The sequence below is a fragment of the Coleofasciculus sp. LEGE 07092 genome (genome assembly GCF_015207375.1).
Taxonomy (GTDB): domain Bacteria; phylum Cyanobacteriota; class Cyanobacteriia; order Cyanobacteriales; family Coleofasciculaceae; genus LEGE-07092.
Genome location: NZ_JADEWY010000124.1, coordinates 1 through 18,413 on the forward strand (window position 1 = coordinate 1; position 18,413 = coordinate 18,413).

The 18,413-nt window shown below is 46.4% G+C and carries 19 protein-coding genes and 1 pseudogene; 14 read left to right on the forward strand and 6 right to left on the reverse strand.

All coding sequences use genetic code 11. From position 1 onward, the window contains the following. The coding region (locus IQ257_RS23735) for a VWA domain-containing protein (RefSeq protein WP_193933266.1) at positions 1 to 1,056 on the forward strand (1,056 nt) is incomplete at its 5' end. A 147-nt stretch (positions 1,057 to 1,203) separates the two neighbouring features. After that, positions 1,204 to 1,407 (forward strand): hypothetical protein, encoded by a 204-nt coding sequence (locus tag IQ257_RS23740; protein ID WP_193878242.1) that lies wholly within the window; start codon positions 1,204 to 1,206, stop codon positions 1,405 to 1,407. A 335-nt stretch (positions 1,408 to 1,742) separates the two neighbouring features. Here the strand turns inward: IQ257_RS23740 and IQ257_RS23745 are convergent, their stop codons facing one another. After that, complete coding sequence (locus tag IQ257_RS23745; RefSeq protein WP_228060970.1) at positions 1,743 to 1,961, reverse strand: hypothetical protein; 219 nt, start codon at positions 1,959 to 1,961, stop codon at positions 1,743 to 1,745. A gap of 126 nt (positions 1,962 to 2,087) precedes the next feature. Between IQ257_RS23745 and IQ257_RS23750 the strand changes: the two genes are divergently transcribed. The 7 genes from IQ257_RS23750 to IQ257_RS23780 all read left to right on the forward strand — a co-directional run bounded on the left by IQ257_RS23750 (position 2,088) and on the right by IQ257_RS23780 (position 10,184). Beyond that, on the forward strand, positions 2,088 to 4,940 hold the full coding sequence (locus tag IQ257_RS23750) for an NACHT domain-containing protein (protein WP_228060971.1): 2,853 nt from the start codon (positions 2,088 to 2,090) through the stop codon (positions 4,938 to 4,940). A 119-nt stretch (positions 4,941 to 5,059) separates the two neighbouring features. Further along, positions 5,060 to 5,269: a hypothetical protein gene (locus tag IQ257_RS23755; protein ID WP_193878244.1), complete on the forward strand. Its 210-nt coding sequence runs from the start codon at positions 5,060 to 5,062 to the stop codon at positions 5,267 to 5,269. Beyond that, on the forward strand, positions 5,266 to 5,532 hold the full coding sequence (locus tag IQ257_RS23760; RefSeq protein WP_193878247.1) for a type II toxin-antitoxin system RelE family toxin: 267 nt from the start codon (positions 5,266 to 5,268) through the stop codon (positions 5,530 to 5,532). The genes IQ257_RS23755 and IQ257_RS23760 overlap by 4 nt, the downstream gene beginning before the upstream one ends. Then, positions 5,510 to 5,908, forward strand: a complete 399-nt coding sequence (locus IQ257_RS23765; RefSeq protein WP_193878249.1) for a helix-turn-helix domain-containing protein — start codon at positions 5,510 to 5,512, stop codon at positions 5,906 to 5,908. Before IQ257_RS23760 ends, IQ257_RS23765 begins: the two co-directional genes overlap by 23 nt. A 512-nt stretch (positions 5,909 to 6,420) precedes the next feature. Next, the gene (locus tag IQ257_RS23770; protein ID WP_193878251.1) at positions 6,421 to 8,829 is read left to right on the forward strand and encodes a phosphoketolase; all 2,409 of its coding nucleotides are present in this window, start codon (positions 6,421 to 6,423) and stop codon (positions 8,827 to 8,829) included. Positions 8,830 to 9,035: 206 nt separating this feature from the next. Further along, complete coding sequence (locus IQ257_RS23775) at positions 9,036 to 9,758, forward strand: pyridoxine 5'-phosphate synthase (protein WP_193878253.1); 723 nt, start codon at positions 9,036 to 9,038, stop codon at positions 9,756 to 9,758. A 96-nt stretch (positions 9,759 to 9,854) separates the two neighbouring features. Further along, on the forward strand, positions 9,855 to 10,184 hold the full coding sequence (locus IQ257_RS23780; protein ID WP_193878261.1) for an MgPME-cyclase complex family protein: 330 nt from the start codon (positions 9,855 to 9,857) through the stop codon (positions 10,182 to 10,184). Positions 10,185 to 10,316: 132 nt separating this feature from the next. Here IQ257_RS23780 and IQ257_RS23785 read toward each other — a convergent pair whose 3' ends face one another. The 3 genes from IQ257_RS23785 to folD all read right to left on the reverse strand — a co-directional run bounded on the left by IQ257_RS23785 (position 10,317) and on the right by folD (position 12,762). After that, complete coding sequence (locus tag IQ257_RS23785) at positions 10,317 to 10,781, reverse strand: divergent PAP2 family protein (RefSeq protein ID WP_193878263.1); 465 nt, start codon at positions 10,779 to 10,781, stop codon at positions 10,317 to 10,319. 117 nt (positions 10,782 to 10,898) lie between these two features. Then, positions 10,899 to 11,828 (reverse strand): geranylgeranyl diphosphate synthase CrtE, encoded by a 930-nt coding sequence (crtE, locus tag IQ257_RS23790; RefSeq protein WP_193878266.1) that lies wholly within the window; start codon positions 11,826 to 11,828, stop codon positions 10,899 to 10,901. Between the two features lie 58 nt (positions 11,829 to 11,886). Next, on the reverse strand, positions 11,887 to 12,762 hold the full coding sequence (gene folD / locus IQ257_RS23795) for a bifunctional methylenetetrahydrofolate dehydrogenase/methenyltetrahydrofolate cyclohydrolase FolD (protein WP_193878268.1): 876 nt from the start codon (positions 12,760 to 12,762) through the stop codon (positions 11,887 to 11,889). Positions 12,763 to 12,912: 150 nt separating this feature from the next. Here folD and IQ257_RS23800 point away from each other — a divergent pair, with 150 nt between their 5' ends. The 3 genes from IQ257_RS23800 to IQ257_RS23810 are packed head-to-tail and all read left to right on the forward strand — an operon-like array spanning position 12,913 to position 14,443. Further along, positions 12,913 to 13,407, forward strand: coding sequence for a hypothetical protein (locus IQ257_RS23800; protein WP_228060972.1), 495 nt, complete (start codon positions 12,913 to 12,915; stop codon positions 13,405 to 13,407). A 39-nt stretch (positions 13,408 to 13,446) separates the two neighbouring features. Continuing rightward, the gene (locus IQ257_RS23805; protein ID WP_193878270.1) at positions 13,447 to 13,917 is read left to right on the forward strand and encodes an NUDIX hydrolase; all 471 of its coding nucleotides are present in this window, start codon (positions 13,447 to 13,449) and stop codon (positions 13,915 to 13,917) included. Beyond that, positions 13,901 to 14,443 (forward strand): Uma2 family endonuclease, encoded by a 543-nt coding sequence (locus IQ257_RS23810; protein WP_193878272.1) that lies wholly within the window; start codon positions 13,901 to 13,903, stop codon positions 14,441 to 14,443. The genes IQ257_RS23805 and IQ257_RS23810 overlap by 17 nt, the downstream gene beginning before the upstream one ends. Before the next feature lie 124 nt (positions 14,444 to 14,567). Here the strand turns inward: IQ257_RS23810 and IQ257_RS23815 are convergent, their stop codons facing one another. Next, the gene (locus IQ257_RS23815) at positions 14,568 to 15,590 is read right to left on the reverse strand and encodes an alpha/beta fold hydrolase (RefSeq protein ID WP_193878274.1); all 1,023 of its coding nucleotides are present in this window, start codon (positions 15,588 to 15,590) and stop codon (positions 14,568 to 14,570) included. Beyond that, a complete protein-coding gene (locus tag IQ257_RS23820; protein ID WP_193878275.1) occupies positions 15,587 to 15,892 on the reverse strand; it encodes a hypothetical protein in 306 nt (101 codons plus the stop codon). Before IQ257_RS23820 ends, IQ257_RS23815 begins: the two co-directional genes overlap by 4 nt. Before the next feature lie 444 nt (positions 15,893 to 16,336). Between IQ257_RS23820 and IQ257_RS23825 the strand changes: the two genes are divergently transcribed. Then, positions 16,337 to 16,498, forward strand: coding sequence for a transposase (locus IQ257_RS23825; protein WP_193878277.1), 162 nt, complete (start codon positions 16,337 to 16,339; stop codon positions 16,496 to 16,498). Positions 16,499 to 16,584: 86 nt separating this feature from the next. Beyond that, positions 16,585 to 18,285, forward strand: a pseudogene (locus tag IQ257_RS23830) (ATP-binding protein); the annotation flags it as partial. Positions 18,286 to 18,413 lie beyond the last annotated feature (128 nt).

Here is an 18,413-nt window from a genome sequence, read left to right on the forward strand (position 1 = left end):
CCTCCCCCACCGCCTCAAGATGAATCCCAGCAAGAGCAGGAGGAACAGGAGGAGAAAGAGGAGGAAGAGCAAGAGGAAAAAGAGCAGGAACCGCCTACCATTCCAGAAGAATTTGTCTTTGATCCAGAAGGAGTCGTTCTTGACCCCACTGTACTTTACTTTGCTCAGATGGCGCAGCGACAGGGGAAGTCGGGAACTCGTAGTATTATTTTCTCAGAAGATAGAGGGCGGTATGTGAAACCAATGCTACCGAAGGGAGCAGTTAAGCGCATTGCTGTAGATGCTACCTTGAGAGCAGCCGCACCGTATCAGAAGGCACGACGGGAACGACACGAGAGCAGGGGAGCAGGGGAGCAGGGGAGCAGGGGAGCAGGGGAGAAATCCTCAAACCGAAGCCGCCGAGTTTATGTAGAGTCGGGCGATTTGCGATCAAAGCGGTTAGCTCGGAAAGCGGGAGCATTGGTGGTATTTGTGGTGGATGCTTCTGGCTCAATGGCGTTGAACCGGATGCAGTCGGCAAAGGGTGCGGTGATGCAGTTGCTAACAGAAGCGTATCAAAACCGCGACCAAGTATCGTTGATTCCGTTTCGGGGTGAACAGGCAGAGGTACTGTTACCGCCCACTCGTTCGATTGCTTTAGCGCGAAACCGTTTGGAGCGATTGCCTTGTGGGGGGGGGTCGCCCTTGGCACATGGTTTGACTCAGGCAGTGAGAGTAGGAATGAATGCCAAAATGTCTGGGGATATTGGTCAAGTGGTGATTGTCGCAATTACCGATGGACGGGGGAATATTCCCTTGGCGCGATCGCTTGGTGAACCGATGGTAGAGGGAGAAAAGCCTGATATTAAGGGAGAGTTGTTAGACATTGCAGGTCGAATTCGAGGGTTGGGGATTCAGTTGTTGGTTATTGATACGGAGAATAAGTTTGTTTCCACGGGTTTTGCTAAGGAGTTGACAAAGCAGGCGGGTGGGAAGTATTACCATTTACCGAAAGCCACGGATCAGGCAATTGCGGCGATGGCGAAGAGTGCGATCGCCGATATGAAATCGCGGTGATTGTTAGACGGCTAGAGGTTTAAATTCCCAGGTAAATCCCCGACTTCTTAGAGAAGTCGGGGATTTCAGCTCTTGTTTTTATTCAGTATATTTACAAAACTTAATATTCCTAATACTATCAATGATGTTGTTTACTTCTAGTTAGATATGGAAGCAATTCATCAAAGCATTCGATTGAACTACGCTCGGATTTCTGAAAGCCTTCAAGCTGAACTGATTTTTCTGTCTGAACTTTCAGAACTGACACATGATGAACGATTCAGGCAGTCTATTACTGAGGTGATTTACAGCCTCAATGATTTGTCAGATACTGTGAATCTGCAACGGCGATATCTGAATCCTCGTGCTTAATGCTGAGTAGCGGTTAGTTTATTCAGCTTTTGTTTACCCCCCTAACCCCCCTTATTAAGGGGGGAATAAGAGGATGATAATATTTCTCTTTATTCCCACATTTGAATGTAGGAAGGGAGGCTAGGGAGGTTAACAAAGGTTGAGATTTGCACCCGTTGCATTATTCGCTGGGAAAAGGTTGAGATTTGCACCCGTTACATCATCCGCCAGGGATTTAAATCCCTGGCTCATATCTAAAGTCCTCTCAAGAGGACTAAACATTGAGTAAACACAGATTTTAGTCCACTTAAGTGGACTAAATTTATTAGCCCGGAGTTTGAACTCCGGGCGGATGTTCACTTTTGAGACTGTTGCAGCATGACTGGAACTAAGACATTCAGCAAGGTAGCGATCGCACCAATTAATACGGCTATTGCCAGAATAATCTCGGCGGGGCTGTTCCCGTCACGCATCCAGGTAGAGGGGCTTTCAATTTGAGTTTGTGGGGGAGTGACAAGCTGGATGGGTTGGATTGTCTGTTCAGATTGTATGGGGGGTGTTAGTTGGTTGTCCATGACTGGAACCTCATCTATCGTTTGTTAATCACAATCGTATTTTGGAGTCCTAAGCTAGAAGTCCCTTGGAGATGGAGACTAGGTAGAAACTAAGTATAATCAGAGATAAGTTCTGTAAGGCTGGCGATGGAGTGGACTAACTTTCTGGCAGAAATAGCTGATGCACATTGCTTGTCTCCAGAGCAAATACAAGCTTTTCTGATTCGTTTGGATAATGGCAATCGTGATAAGAGTGAGGCTAAACTCGCCAGTCTCCTTAATATCAGCGCTGATGCTTTCAAAAAGCGGATGTCTGGGGTATATGAACAGTTCGCTCGGAGTTGTCCTGAATTAGCTGCATCTGAAAATCGAGGTAAGCTAAAAAAGTTACGAGCTTATTTGAGAACCAAATATTCTGAGCGATCGCAGAAACCTCTGACTAGCCCTGAAGTCACCAATGTGGGGACTATCCAGCCAATCCAGGAGAGTATCAACTGGCGCGAAGTTTGCGGCAAAGTCTTAACACGGCAGCGAGAAGAACAGCGACTCCGGCGGCAAGTGACTGAGCGGGGTTTTGAATTGAATGTCTATGTACCACTCGGATTAGTTGAGCGCAAACAACAGCAGCGTCGGCGTGGGGATGTTCCTCTAGAAGAGGTGTATCAGCTAACCGAGGAAGTCATCACTAAAGAATATTATAATGACAAGTTTCTGACAGAAGTAATTGAGTCTGGGAAAAGCAGGCGCATTGCGATTATCGGCGAACCGGGTGCTGGAAAGACGACGCTGCAAGAGAAAATTGCGGTTTGGATACATGACAAGAACAAAGGTTTGCCGATTTGTATCCCGTTGGGAGGGTTGCAAGGGAAATCCCTTGAAGACTATCTACAACAGAAATGGCTTAAAGAGGCGCTACAGTTCATTGAACCAGAGGCTTTAGGGGTAGAGCGTCAGGCATTCGCTTCTCTACAAAAACAGTTCCGCGAGGGTAAGGTGTGGCTGCTGTTAGATGGGGTAGATGAGATGGCGGCTACCTCACCTATGGAGGCGTTAGCGACTATCAAGGAACAATTGACAGACTGGCTGGTTGAGGCGCGGGTGGTGCTGACTTGTCGCCTCAATGTCTGGGATGCCAATGTCACTAATATGTTGACTGGCTTTGAAACCTATCGCACTCTGGAGTTTAAGCCGGAGCAGGTTGAGGATTTTATTCGACAGTGGTTTGCCTGCGCTGAGAAGTCGCAACGGGGAGAAGAATTACTGAGGAAGTTACAGCAAACGGGGAAAGAGCGCATTCGGGAATTGGTGAGAAATCCCCTGCGGTTGTCGCTGTTGTGTCAGACATCGTATGTGCTGCCTGTGGATGAGCCATTGCCGGAAACTAAGGCGGCTCTTTACGAGAGATTTACTCGCTATTTTTATGAGTGGAAACAAGAGCAACATCCGACAACTCGAACTGAACGGCGGCAATTGAATCAAGCATTGGGCGAATTAGCTAAGGCAGGAATTGACAGCACAACTAGGTTTCGCTTAGGAGAGGATTTAGCCTGTGATGTAATGGGTGAACCCCTGTTCGATTTAGCTTGCCGTCTGGGTTGGCTAAATTTGGTGGACAGAGAAGCAACAAGTGATGAAGCTGTCTATGCTTTCTTCCATCCCACGTTTCAGGAATATTTTGCAGCGTGTGCGATCGCCGATTGGCACTTTTTCCTCAACCACGTACCTGACAATCCGATGCAGGGTACTTACCGCATTTTTGAGCTGCCGTGGAAAGAGATAATCTTGCTGTGGTTAGGGCGAGACGATGTGGGAAGGAAGCAGAGAGAGGAGTTGATTCAAGCCTTAGTAGAGTTTGAAGATGGCTTCCACAATGTTTATTGGTTTCAAGCGTACTTCTTAGCAGCATCAGGAATTGTAGAACTGGGATCTTGTCGCTGCGCTGATGCAATTGTGAAACAAATAGTTCAATGGGCTTTCGGTTACTTTGATAGAACAAAAAAAGCATGGCTGTCTTTTTCGCCCCTTGACGAGAAAGCTAGAGTGATACTTCGAGAGACCCTTCGCAGCAAAGTAATTACTGAGCTAACTGAATTGTTGCACTCCTGTCAGAATGAACAAACACGCAGGAGAGTTGCTGAAAAAAACGGTCAGACCTTTGATGAGATAATTTTGGGACGAGTTGCCTTAACCTTGTTGGAACTTTCTCCCGGTAACGTTGAAGCTACAAAAGCAGTAAACGAGTTAATAAATAATAGCCATAATCACTTTGTTCCACCCTTTTTCTTAAAAAATACTCAATTCAATACACAGGTTGAAGTTATTAGGCGGCGTGTATTCTTTAATTCACAAAATAACCCACAGTCTGCTGATAGTTCGGAAAAATATAAAATTGAAAACCCCAAAGAAATTATAGAGTTGATTGAATTCCTGAACACTATCGAAGATGGTAATCCTCAGCAGGCTGATGCTATGTTGAAATTACAGAAAATAGTGACTGGCAATCCACAAGCAATTCCTCCTATTCTTACGGTTATTAAGCAGTCGCTACGTTCTAATCAAGAAACCGCTCATTACCCTCTGTTTAAGGCTCTTGAATGTATGCAAAGAATTGGAGTGGGGAGTCCAGAGGCAATCAGTCTTTTATTTGAAGTCGTGTATAGCGATTCAGATTATGGGAATTATGGGATTAAAGATAATGCAATCTGGGCATTGATAGCCATTGGTGCTGGCAATCAGGATGTCTTCAATTTTTTAATGAAGTTAGTACACAATGAGAACGGCTGGGGTGTAAGCGTTGAAGCTCTGAGAAGCTTAATTAAAATTCTTCGAGGTGACTTATTTAGACCAGCCGTTACCAACTTAAGGGGTTACTTACAAGATTATGTCTGTAAAAACAATCGTGCTTTTTATGTAAATTGCTACTGGACACTCTGGCACTGTGCCCAAAACTTACCCTACCCAGACTTCTATCAAGCTTGGTACCAGCCGACTATTCAGTAGAGAGGGTAGGATTTAGCGATCGCCTTGAAGATATTGTGGAATGGATTCATCGAGTTGTCTTGGCAAGTTAACCCCAATCCTGCGTTAGAATTATGCCGAATAACAAACAGAGAGGAGATATGACTGAAATTATCCTAGATGAAACCAAACTCAAAGAACTGCTGAAACTAGCCATCATTGAGGTATTTCAAGAGCAGAAAGAATTATTTTATGACTTATTGGCAGAAGTCATAGAGGATATAGCCCTAGAGAACGCTATCAAAGAAGGTGAAAATACTGAGCCAGTCAGCCGAGATGCAATTTTTAAGCTTCTGGAACGTCAAGAATGAACATAGAGTTTAGAAAAAGCTTTGAGAAAGATTTAGGCAGTATTCGGGATACCACCTTACTACAAAGAATTAGGGCAGTCATTGAAGAAGTGGAAACTGCCGAAAATTTAAGTGAGGTAACGAATATCAAGAAACTCAAAGGAGACGGTGATTATTATCGTATCCGAGTCGGAGACTACAGAATTGGTATTACAGTAAATGAGGATACAGTCATTTTTGTTAGAGTCCTCCATAGGAAAGATGTTTACAGGTACTTTCCATAAGATACAACGCAGGTACACCTCTTTTACCTCACGTCCAATTACAAATGATACTGAGTTAATCGCCACCCAGAATCAGATTAATCATATTTTGGATAAAGGCAAGCTCACACAAGACGATCGCGACTACCTAAAAGTGCTTGGCACTCTTGTCTATGATTACGAAGACAAAAACGAGTCGATGCCTACTCTAAAAGGTATTGAACTACTCACAGCATTGCTAGAGGAATCCAATCTCCAGCCAAAAGATTTAGCCCCCATCTGCCAATCCGAATCTATCGTTTTAGATATTCTGAATAGAAATCGTGAACTCACAGCTAGTCAAATGAAAGAACTAGCTACTTTTTTCCACATCTCCCCTGCTGCCTTGTTTGAGTAGAGCTTTACCATAAGTGCTAGCATGAACAGGACTTACGCAAAGAAAGGCTCTAAACCGCTAATGGTAGGGGTACGACATATCTTGCCACTACCAAATGTAGCGTCTGTGCGTAAGTCTTCATAAATAGAACCACAATCGAGGTGACAAGATTTTGCCCTCACCCCCAAGCCTCTGAGTAAGTGTGATGGGGGAAGGGGGGATTTCAACAGCTTGGTTAGTTTTACAAAACTGTACACTGATAACAATAACGTCGCTAAAATCATTCTAAATGTAGAGGTTGTAAATCTCTAGCTACAACTATTGTTCTATGAGTTGTGGCAAAAGACTGGGGTAGAAGTAGCCCCAACTGCTGCTACCCAGATTTACCTCTCTAACGCTAACTGAATCAGCAATACATATTAACCTTGAATTGTCAATAACTTGTCAGTCATTTTTTGTCGATTATTACTGAATCAACAACTGAGAACCGAACAGCTTCACAAATTGCAGAACTCAAAAGGCAGAAATTCAGTATGATTCAAGCGACCGCTTCTAAAGTGCAACAACCTCTGACCGCAGAAGAATTGCGGAAGATGAACGCCTACTGGCGTGCCTCAAACTATCTTTCCGTCGGACAAATCTATCTACTCGATAATCCCCTCCTGAAGGAACCTCTGACGCTCGACCACGTTAAGCCTCGACTATTAGGACATTGGGGAACAACTCCAGGGCTTAACTTCATCTACGTCCACATGAACCGGGTCATTAAAAAATATGACCTCAATGCCATCTACATTGCAGGACCAGGGCATGGCGGTCCAGGCTTAGTCGCTAATACTTACTTAGAAGGCACTTATAGCGAGTACTATCCCAACATTTCCCAAGACGCCGAGGGAATGCAGAAGCTGTTCAAGCAGTTCTCCTTCCCCCATGGAATTCCCAGCCACGTTGCCCCAGAAACTCCTGGCTCTATTCACGAAGGAGGTGAACTGGGTTATTCTGTTTCTCATGCTTACGGGGCGGCATTGGATAACCCTGACTTAATGGTTTGTTGTGTTGTGGGTGATGGAGAAGCCGAAACCGGACCCCTGGCTACCGCTTGGCACTCCAATAAGTTCCTCAACCCTGTCACCGATGGTGCAGTATTACCCATCCTGCACCTGAATGGCTATAAAATTGCCAACCCAACGGTGCTATCCCGGATCAGCCATGAGGAGTTAGAAAGCCTGTTTGTTGGCTACGGCTACAAGCCCTACTTCGTGGAAGGCTCCGAACCCGAAGCCATGCATCAGTTAATGGCAGATACTCTGGATAAAGTCACAGCGGAAATTAAAGCCATTCAGAACGATGCCCGTACCAATGGCTTTACCAAGCGTCCCCGGTGGCCCATGATTATTTTGCGATCGCCCAAGGGGTGGACGGGTCCCAAGGAAGTGAATGGTAAGAAGACCGAAGATTTTTGGCGATCGCACCAAGTCCCCTTCGCCCAGATGAAAAGCAAGCCAGATCACCTCAAACTCCTCGAAGACTGGATGAAGAGTTATAAGCCGGAAGAACTCTTCGATGAGAATGGAACCCTAATTCCAGAATTCGCAGAACTGGCTCCCCAGGGACATCGGCGCATGGGCGACAATCCCCACGCCAATGGTGGCTTACTGCTCAAAGACCTGAAAATGCCCGACTTCCGAGAGTATGCCGTCGAGGTGAAAAAGCCGGGAACAGAGTATGCAGAAGCCACCCGCGAATCGGGTAAATTCCTGCGGGATGTGATGAAGCGCAACCTGAAAAGCCGCAACTTCCGAGTGTTGGGACCCGACGAAACCGCATCTAACCGCTTGGGTGATGTGCTGGACGCCACTGATCGCACTTGGATGTCAGATATCTATTCCTACGATGATCACCTATCCCCCGAAGGTCGGGTGATGGAAATCCTCAGCGAAACCACCTGCCAAGGCTGGTTAGAAGGCTACTTGCTCACTGGGCGTCATGGCTTCTTCTCCTGCTACGAGGCATTCATCCACATCGTTGACTCGATGTTCAACCAGCACGCCAAGTGGCTAGAAAGTTGTCGCCACATTCCCTGGCGCAGATCGATCCCCTCTCTCAACTACCTACTAACGTCCCACGTCTGGCGACAAGACCACAATGGCTTTAGCCACCAAGACCCAGGCTTCATTGACGTTGTGGTAAACAAAAAAGCAACCACCATCCGGGTTTACCTACCACCGGATGCTAACACGTTGCTATCTGTAACCGACCACTGCCTACGCAGTCGCAACTACGTCAACGTCATCGTTGCCGGAAAACAACCGGCGTTGCAGTTCCTAGATATGGATGCTGCCGTCAAGCACTGCACCCAAGGTGTCGGCATTTGGGAATGGGCTAGCAACGACCAAGACGGTGAACCCGATGTAGTCATGGGTTGCTGTGGAGATGTTCCGACTTTAGAAACTTTAGCTGCCGTTGATTTGCTGCGCCAGCACTTCCCTAATTTAAAGGTACGGGTTGTAAATGTGGTGGATTTGATGAAGCTCCAGCCCGAAACTGAGCATCCCCACGGTCTGAATGATAAAGACTTTGACTCTATCTTTACCCACGATAAGCCCGTTATCTTTGCCTTCCACGGTTATCCTTGGCTGATTCACCGCCTAACCTACCGCCGAACCAACCACAAGAACCTTCATGTCCGGGGATACAAGGAAGAGGGAACAACTACCACGCCCTTTGACATGGTGGTGCGGAACGATATGGATCGCTTCCATCTGGTGATGGATGTAATTGATCGCGTGCCAAAACTTCAGTACAAAGGAGCGCACGTCAAACAGATGCTCCAGAATAAGCTGGTCGAACACGTCCATTACATCTCTAAGTACGGGGATGATATGGCGGAGATTCGTGACTGGAAGTGGTCCTACTCTGATACTCCGTCTGAGCAAAAATAGGGTTTAATACTGTTTGGTTAACCTTTCCCCCAACCCCTCTCCTGCACACTTCGGCACGCTCAGTGACCGGAGAGGGGAGCCAGCCCTAAGTAAGACAGGGAATTTATTCCCTGGCAGATTATGAGGTTAATTGAGAGGGGCTGCCCCTAGATTTCGGTGTAAGATTAAGGGCTGTAGTTAGAAGCAGCTTCAGGAGAAAAAGATAAGTGCTGACCCTTGGTGTCAATATCGACCACATCGCCACAATTCGACAGGCGCGGCGAACTGTGGAACCCGACCCCGTTGCGGCAGCCGTGTTAGCTGAACTAGCAGGTGCAGATGGCATTACTGCTCACCTGCGAGAAGATCGGCGTCATATCCAGGATCGAGATATTCGGCTGTTGCGCCAGACGGTACGAACTCACTTGAATATGGAAATGGCTCCCACGGATGAAATGGTAGCGCTTGCTCTGGAACTCAAACCCGACTACGTTACCCTTGTCCCTGAAAAACGGCAAGAAGTGACAACGGAAGGGGGACTCGATATAGCCGGTCAACTCTCGCGATTGAGTGAGGTTGTTGCTAAGTTGCAAGATACTGGCATTCCCGTTAGCCTGTTTATTGACGCTGACCCAGCCCAAATCGAGGCGGCAGAAAAAACTAAAGCCAAATTTATTGAATTGCACACGGGTTCCTATGCCGAAGCTCCGGGTCAGGAAAGCCGTGAAAAAGAACTTGATTTGTTAGCGACGGGATGTCAATATGCGATCGCTGCTGGTTTGCGAGTGAATGCCGGTCATGGTTTAACCTACTGGAACGTTTATCCTGTAGCTCTCCTGGAAGGGATGGAAGAACTCAATATCGGTCATAGCATTATCTCCCGTGCTTCTCTGGTGGGTATAGAGCGAGCAGTCAGAGAAATGAAACAAGCAATGCGGGGGAAATTATGAATTATGAATTTTGTAACTTAGGCTATCGAGTCGCCAATACAAGCTATAAACTTTAAGTTTGGATAAGTTCTAACTTCTAATTGACAATCTCAAACCATGCAAACTTATTACTACGTTTTGGCAAGTCAACACTTTCTTGTAGAAGAAGAACCTCTTGAGGAAGTTCTTCGGGAACGAACCAGAGACTATCATGAAAAAGAAAAAGAAATTGACTTTTGGTTAATTAAGCAGCCTGCTTTTCTAGAAGCTCCGGAAATGGCACAGCTCAAGCAAGAATGTCCCCAACCCGCCGCCGCTATTATTTCGACCAATCCTCAGTTCATCACTTGGTTGAAACTGCGTTTAGAGTTTGTCAAAACGGGTGAATTTCAATCCCCCTCTGATACTATTCCTGAGCCTCTGGCTTCCTTAGCACCGGTGTCCTAAGGGATTGCCGTCAACTCGTAGAACCCGCCTCTTGCCTGCAACTGTAGCTGTATGAATTCAGATGGGTAATGGGTAATTGAACGGAATAGCAACCTCTTACCCATTACCCATGATAAAAAATGGATAGAACTACTAAAATCCACAATAAGCCGGAGCTGCTAACCAAGAAATCACGACCCCCAATATTGACCCAACAATGACCTGAAAGGGTGTATGTCCCAACAATTCCTTAAGGCGGTCTTCATTAAATTCTTTATCTTCTCGAAATAGCTCATCAATAATTTGGTTGAGGATGCGAGCTTGCTTGCCAGCCGCCTGACGCACACCTGCGGCATCATACATGACTATTACCGCAAAAACTGTGGCAATCGCAAATTCTGGAGCAGCCCATCCTACAGTTTGCCCCACACCCGCAGCTAGGGCGGTGACTAGGGCTGAGTGAGCGCTGGGCATACCACCCGTTGTCACGAGCGCCCGGAGATCGAATTTGCGATTTTTAGTTAATTCAACTAGAAGCTTGAGCAATTGAGCAACTAAACAAGCAATAAGCGCAACCAGCAGCACCTGGTTGTTTAGGATGTCGCCAAAGTCCTGCATAATATTTTACTGAAAATTGGTCATTGGTTATTGGTTATTGGTCATTGGTTGTTGATCATTGGTTGTTGGTTTTTACAAATGACAACGGACAAATGACAACGGACAAATGACCAACAATTAATGAGTGCGCGTTGTAATAAACTCAGCAATAGCAATGAGTGGTACGGCTTTTTTTCCAAACGGTTCTAGCTCGGCTTTTGCCGACTCGACTAACTGCTGGGCTTGGGCTTTGGATGCGTCAAGTCCCCAGAGACTAGGATACGTTACCTTTTGCGCTTTCAGGTCTTTACCCGCCGTTTTGCCCAATTGCTCTTGAGTCGCGGTGATATCCAGGATATCATCAATAATTTGAAACGCTAAACCAATATTTTGGGCATAACGAGATAGCCGCTCCAAATCTATATCTGTTACCCCCGCCAAAATTCCACCACAAACCACACAACTTTCTAGCAATGCCCCTGTTTTATGATTATGAATAAAAGTGAGAGTTTCTTCCTGAATATCAGTGAGTCCTTCTGATTCTAAGTCAACCACTTGACCGCCAACCAATCCCGCTGCTCCTACTGCTCGACCTAACCGAGCAACCACCTGCAACACTCGCTCGGCTGGAACATTCCGAGTTTGTACCGCCACGTATTCAAAAGCATACGCCAACAAGCCGTCTCCTGACAGAATAGCAATGTCTTCACCGTAAACTTTGTGATTGGTCAATTTGCCCCGGCGGTAGTCATCGTTATCCATAGCGGGTAAGTCGTCGTGAATTAGCGACATCGTATGGATCATTTCCAACGCACAGGCAGTTGGCATTGCCATCTCAACCGTGCCGCCAGCTAACTCACAGGTTGCAAGGCAGAGAATTGGACGCAAACGTTTACCCCCAGCTAATAGGGAATAGCGCATCGCCTCGTAAATTTTTTCAGGATAGACGAGGGGCAGGGAACGGTCTAGTGCCGTCTCAACTTGAGCCTGCCGCTCTTTTAGGTAAGTCGATAAATCAAAAGCTGTGCTCTCTCCTCTGGGGGTAAGCCGCCCGTCCGTTGCTACCATTCCTCAGTTCCTTGATCGTCTTGTCACTGTCCTAACAATTCTACGAGTCTTGGGGTCATTATGAATGGACTCTTGTATAACTTAAAACAGTATTTTGCAATAACATGGCAACGGTCATCGGTCCGACACCACCGGGGACAGGGGTGAGAAATTTGGCAATTTCCCGAACAGAGTCAAACTCAACATCTCCAACTAGGCGAGAATTACCGCTAGCGTCAGTGACGCGATTCATCCCCACATCAACCACTACAGCGTTCGGCTTAACTCTATCAGCAGTAATTAAGTTAGGGCGTCCAACTGCTGCAATTAGAATATCAGCGTTGCGAGTAATCTCCGCTAAATTTTGCGATAGCGAATGGGCAATTGTCACCGTGGCATCGGCAGCGAGTAGCATCAGAGCCATGGGCTTACCGACCAAAATACTGCGCCCAACAACTACAGCCTGTTTACCCTTCACATCAATCGAGTACTCCTGCAACAGGCGCATCACACCGGCTGGGGTACAACTGCGCAATCCTGATTCTCCTCGCACCAAACGCCCTATATTAATGGGGTGCAGCCCATCAACATCCTTATCGGGGTCGATTTGATGGAGTAAGGATACTGAATCTAAGTGTTCCGGTACGGGAAGTTGCAGCAGAATACCATCCACTTGCTGATCTTGATTCAGGGCATGAATGGTTTGCTCAAGTTCAAGTTGAGAGGTGTTTGTAGGAAAATGACGCCCAAAGGAAGCAATACCCACCTTGGCACAGGCTCGCTCTTTATTCCGAACGTAGGCGGCACTCGCTGGATTATCACCCACCATGAGTACGGCTAATCCGGGAGGGCGTCCATTTTTGAGAATGAGTTGCTCAACTTCGGCTTTGAGCTGCATCTGAATTCGTTGAGCCAGGGCTTTACCATCAAGTAACTGAGCGTGCAAAGAGTTCATTGGGATAAGTTGTGCAGGTTGCAAAGACAAAAAGGTGACTTTGAATATTTTACGAATAGTAGTGCAAGCACTCTTGTATTCAATCCCCAAAAGCCTAAGCTATAACCGTGGTGTAAACGAAGCGGTTTAGAGTGGGAAATAATCACAGCAATGCTAACTCACAACGATAACTTTTCCCAGTTTTCCTCGTCTGCTCAGACCAATCTCAAGTTCAAGCTACTTTCTTTGATACCCGTTGGCTTCTTGCTGTTCGGGGGAGGACTAGTGGCTTGTGGTAACTTAAATCAGCTTGGTACAAGTAGTATCACGATTGGCGATTGGGCTGTTGATGTTACGCCAATTGGCACGATCCAACCCGATCGCAATACCGCCGCGATCGTTTACCTTCAAGGTAAAGTGACCCATCAAGCGCCATTTTTAGCGGCTGGAGCTTATCAACTTCAAGATGCCACCGGCAAAATTTGGGTGATTACTAACCAAGTTCTTCCCCAAGTGGGTGATGAAATCTCACTGAAGGGTCAGTTACAATTTCAAAGCATTCCTGTCAGCGGACAAGAGTTAGGTGAAGTTTACGTTCAAGAGCAAGAGCGCGTCGGATCGAATGCTGGGAAAACGGAGTCGCCTGCATCCCCGGCAGAAAGTTAAGGGGCTGGAGTTAATCAAGACGATTATATCGGGACAGTGATGGACACTCAACCTGTTGAAGTAGCGATCGCCATTCTTTATCGATCGGGAGGGTTTCTCATGCAATTGAGAGACGATGTTCCCGGTATTATCTACCCCGGTTGCTGGGGGTTTTTTGGGGGTCATATTGATCCGGGGGAAACCCCAGAAGAGGGGGTAAGGCGAGAACTACAAGAGGAAATTGGTTATGATCCACCTCGGTTGGAAAAGTTTGACTGCTACCGTGACTCCAACGTGATTCGCCATATTTTTCACGCCCCCTTGACGGTGGAACTTGAACAACTCGTATTAGCAGAAGGATGGGATATGGGGCTGGTAATGCCGGAACAAATCAAGGCAGGCAGTTGCTATTCTCAAAAGGCGGGTCATGTTCGTCCGCTAGGCTCTCCTCATCAAAGGATTTTGCTAGATTTTTTGGAGAGGGGAGAATATCGTAAAGAGGAGCGCTGGCTCGATGACTACCCTAGCTAAATGGTCAGTCACAGACTATCATCGCATGATTGCAGCAGGAATTTTGTGCGATCGCCGCGTGGAACTGCTAACGGGAGATATTGTCCAAATGAGTCCAGAAGGTCCTTTGCACGCCTCTCGGATCAGAAAGATGGCTAACGATCTCCGCAGTCTTCTTAATGGTTTAGCACTGGTGTCTGAAGCTCATCCGATTACGCTCCAGCAGTCTGAACCGGAACCGGATATCGCCATTGTGAGATTACCAGAATCTAGATATGATGAGCGTCATCCGGGTTCTGACGATATTTTTTGGCTCATCGAAGTTGCTGATACAACGTTGGTTGTTGATTTAAACAGGAAAAAACAAATTTATGCGGCATCTGCAATTAACGAATATTGGGTCGTAAATGTGAAGGCGAATACTTTGACCGTTTTTCGCCAACCTATCGGCGATGATTATGCGCTCAAATCTGAAATGAGTCAAGGAGAGTTGATTCCATTAGCATTTCCTGAAATTACCGTGTCCGTAGACAGGCTTTTGGGCTAAAGCGATCGCCTATTCTCTAGGCAGACAAGAGATGAATTAGTCAAAGGGTAAGAAACGGCTACCTCTTCAGCCGCCAGTGCAAGATATGAGTTTACCAAGGCATCCTTCACCTTGTCTGGCTCCATCAGTGAGACAAAAAAGCCGAAACAACCTGATTAATTTGTTCACGATCTTTTTTAGATCGTCCAAACCCCGCTGAATGCCCATGAATTGTATCCAGCACCACTAACTCTGAATGGGGGACAAGTGCTGCTTCTGCTGCCACATCCGTTGCCGGAAAATAGGCATCAGTACGAGTCGGCAGAAACAGAACCCGCGTCTTGACGTTACCCAGTGCCTTTTCGATTGACCCATCCATACCAGGAGTTAAGCTAACATCGTGGTTTGACCAGGTTTGGAAGTGACATAACAAGTCATTGGCGTCATTGGTGTGGTAGCGGGTGCGCCATTTTGCCAAGAATTCATCTAGGGAATCAGCACAAGTATCGGGATAATTCTGATAGTCCTGGCGAGCAAAAAACTCTGGTGAAAACGTCCAAGGTGCCCACGCTTCTGACATTCGGGAAAGCCCATCTAGCGGGGGTGTGGTGTAATTACCACCCTGAAATGCCGGATCGGAACGAATACAGTTGGCTAAAGCCTTTAGAAATAAGCGAACGTGCCAAGTAGCGCGGCAATTCCCGACAATCACGACTGCACGCTCCACCATTTCCGGGTGACTCACTGCCCACTGAATCCCCTGCTGTCCTCCCATACTGGCACCCACAACCGCTTTAATTTCCTGCACTCCAAGGTGCTGGAGCAAGGTATACTGTAAAGCAACGTTATCCCGAATGGTTACGCTGGGGAAATTAGTGCCATTAAAAGGGGGTAGGGTGTTACTCGGAGAACTGCTGCGACCGTTGCCTAATAGTTCGGTGTGAATAATCCAATCCTGTTTGGGGTCGAGTGCCAGTTTCGGTCCGCGCAGGTAAGCGAGGTCATAATAGGTTTGGGAGAAGGCGGTGCAGGTGAGAAGGGGGGGTTTTGATGAAGGAGTGCCGCTAATTCGATAAGCTAGACCTATGTGGGGCAGTACGACGCCTGATTCTAGTTGAAAATTCTTGAGCGTAAACGTATCGAACTTGGGAGCTGCCAACCTATTCATATCCAAAACCTCAGCAGAATTGCCTCCAACTGTAAGTTTTTTAGTTCCTGGGCAATCTTAATGGCATTTTGAAAGCAAGTGGTTGCTTTGGTATTGTCGCCTAAATTCCCATAAACTAGCCCCAGATATCCCAAAGTTGTTGCCTCGGCTTGATAGTCTTGGAGTTCTCGATAAAGAATCAGGGCTTGTTGCCATGATTGTAAAGCCAATTGAAATTCACAGGTGACATACTGTTTAAGCGCTTGTCGAAAGAAGTATTTGGCTCGTGTTTTACGAACGTCTAGAGCTTGAGCTGGATTCATTGCTTTCGGGTTAGAGAGAAGGGCTTTGCAATTGAAATGCACTGGCATTGGGACAGTAGGTTGGGGACGCTTTGTGTTAGCGTCTACTCACCCATTGAGCCAGATGCTTGCGCTAGGGAATACGCTATGGGGTAAATAGGAAGTAGGGAACTTCAGAGTGCTAAAGCTAAACAGTTGCAGGCGGTTTAGTTTATCCAGCAAGCGTTATACCTTAGCAAAGGTTTGTGGTTGTAGGAAGATGCAATCTAAGCCAAAGATGACTGCTAATCGTCCCCTTGAGGGTGTCATAGCAGTCGGCGTTTTTACGCTCAATTGGCAATATCTCTTGTAAATGAAGAGCTCTACTTAAATTGTATTACAAGTATTACGATTTGGCGATAGAAAATTTATTTTTTTAGAAGAAAATTTACACCTTATCATGGAAAATTATGAAGAGTATCCTCTTTGGCATCAAGAGCAAACCCTACCCTAGTGGGACTAATTCCCTGCCCCAAACTAAGCAGGCGTTCCCGTCATGTTGATATGCAAGCCGTGGTGAACGCTATCCTCTATTTCCTGTGTGCAGGTTGTGGTTGGCGTAGGCTACCCCACGACTTTCCCGCCTAGAAGACGGTGTTTTACTACTTTCGGCAATAGTTCATGGATGGAACTTGGGCTAGCATCATAAAAAAGATCGCTAATGAATTCAACTGATGGTTGCACTCAATAGTATCACCGTTAAAGCAACACTTTATGAAAGTGCCACTTCCCTAGTTTATCGAGGCATAAAAAATGATGGTAGCACACCTGTAATCCTCAAGGTGCTTAAAGAAGACTATCCCAGTCCCCAGGAACTTATTCGCTACAAAAAGGAATATGCCATTACTCGCTCCTTAAATCTAGAAGGAGTGATTAAGGCTTATAGCCAACAGGAATATCAGAGAAGTTTAGTGATCGTTCTTGAGGATTTTGGCGGGGAATCCTTAGAGAAATGGATGAAGCAATCGCCAGAGGCGTATTACCCGATGCCCTTACCCGAGTTCTTAAGCCTAGCGATTAAAATTACCGAAATTTTGGGCAATATTCACAGCAGCAACGTCATACACAAAGATATTAACCCGAGCAATATTGTCCTGAATCCAGAAACAGGGCAAGTTAAAATCATCGACTTCGGCATTTCCACCCGCTTACCGTCCAATAGTCCTCCTCTAGTTCATCCTCATGGATTAGAAGGAACTTTAGCCTATATCTCGCCGGAGCAAACCGGACGGATGAATCGCACTCTGGACTATCGCACAGATTTTTACTCCCTTGGTATTACGTTCTACGAATTGCTTACCGGGAAGTTGCCTTTTACTACGGATGATGTTTTGGAACTGGTGCATTGTCATATCGCCAAACAACCCGTTCCACCCAAAGAAGGCAGAAGGCAGAGGGCAGGAGGCAGAAGGGAAGAAGTTCCTCAATCTGTTTCAGATATTGTCATGAAATTGTTGGCGAAAAATGCCGAGGATCGATATCAAAGTGCTTGGGGAATTCAAGCGGATTTAGAGGAATGCCTGCGACAGGTAAAGGCAACGGGTAGAGTAGAAAATTTTCGTCTCGGTTCTCAGGATATTTCCAACAAGTTTCAAATCCCGCAAAAACTGTATGGACGTGAAGCGGAAATTGAAACTTTGCTGGCGGCATTTAAACGAGTAGCTGGAGGCGAGTTAACCTCTCCCCCTATCCCTCTCCTTGTAGGAGAGGGGAGTCCAACTTCCCCCTTCCATAAAGAAAAGGTTTCTTCCTCTGTCCTCCCCCCGCGTCGGATGGATAGAGGGGGGTTGGAAGGGCTAGGGGGGTTAGGTTGCGTCGAAATGATGCTCGTCGCTGGTTATTCCGGTATTGGTAAATCAGCACTGGTACAAGAAATTTATAAGCCCATTACTGAAAAACGCGGCTATTTCATTTCCGGTAAATTTGACCAGTTTCAGCGCAATATTCCCTACTCTGCCATAGTTCATGCCTTTGGTGGATTGATGCGGCAACTTTTGAGTGAAAGTGAAGCACAATTGCGACAATGGCAAGAAAAAATTTTGTCTGCTTTGGGGACAAATGCACAGGTCATTATTGATGTAATTCCCGAAGTGGAACTGATTATTGGCAAACAACCGCCCGTGCCAGAGTTAGGCGGTGCTGAGTCTCAAAATCGCTTTAATTTGGTCTTCCAAAATTTCATCAGAGTCTTTTGCACAAAAGAGTATCCCTTAGTCATCTTTCTGGATGATTTGCAGTGGGTAGACTCGGCAACTCTCAAGTTAATTGAACTGATGATGACGGATATAGATACGCAATACCTCTTTTTAATTGGGGCGTATCGGGATAACGAAGTCAACTCAACCCATCCCTTGATGATGGTGCTTGATGAATTGCCAGGGTAAGCTCATCTAATTTGGTATAAATTGTACTTGACAAGGAGAGTCGAGGTGGATGGGTGAGGTAACCAGTTATCCTAATCTTTGTCCCTATCGAGGAACCCACGGATATGTCTGGAGGCTTT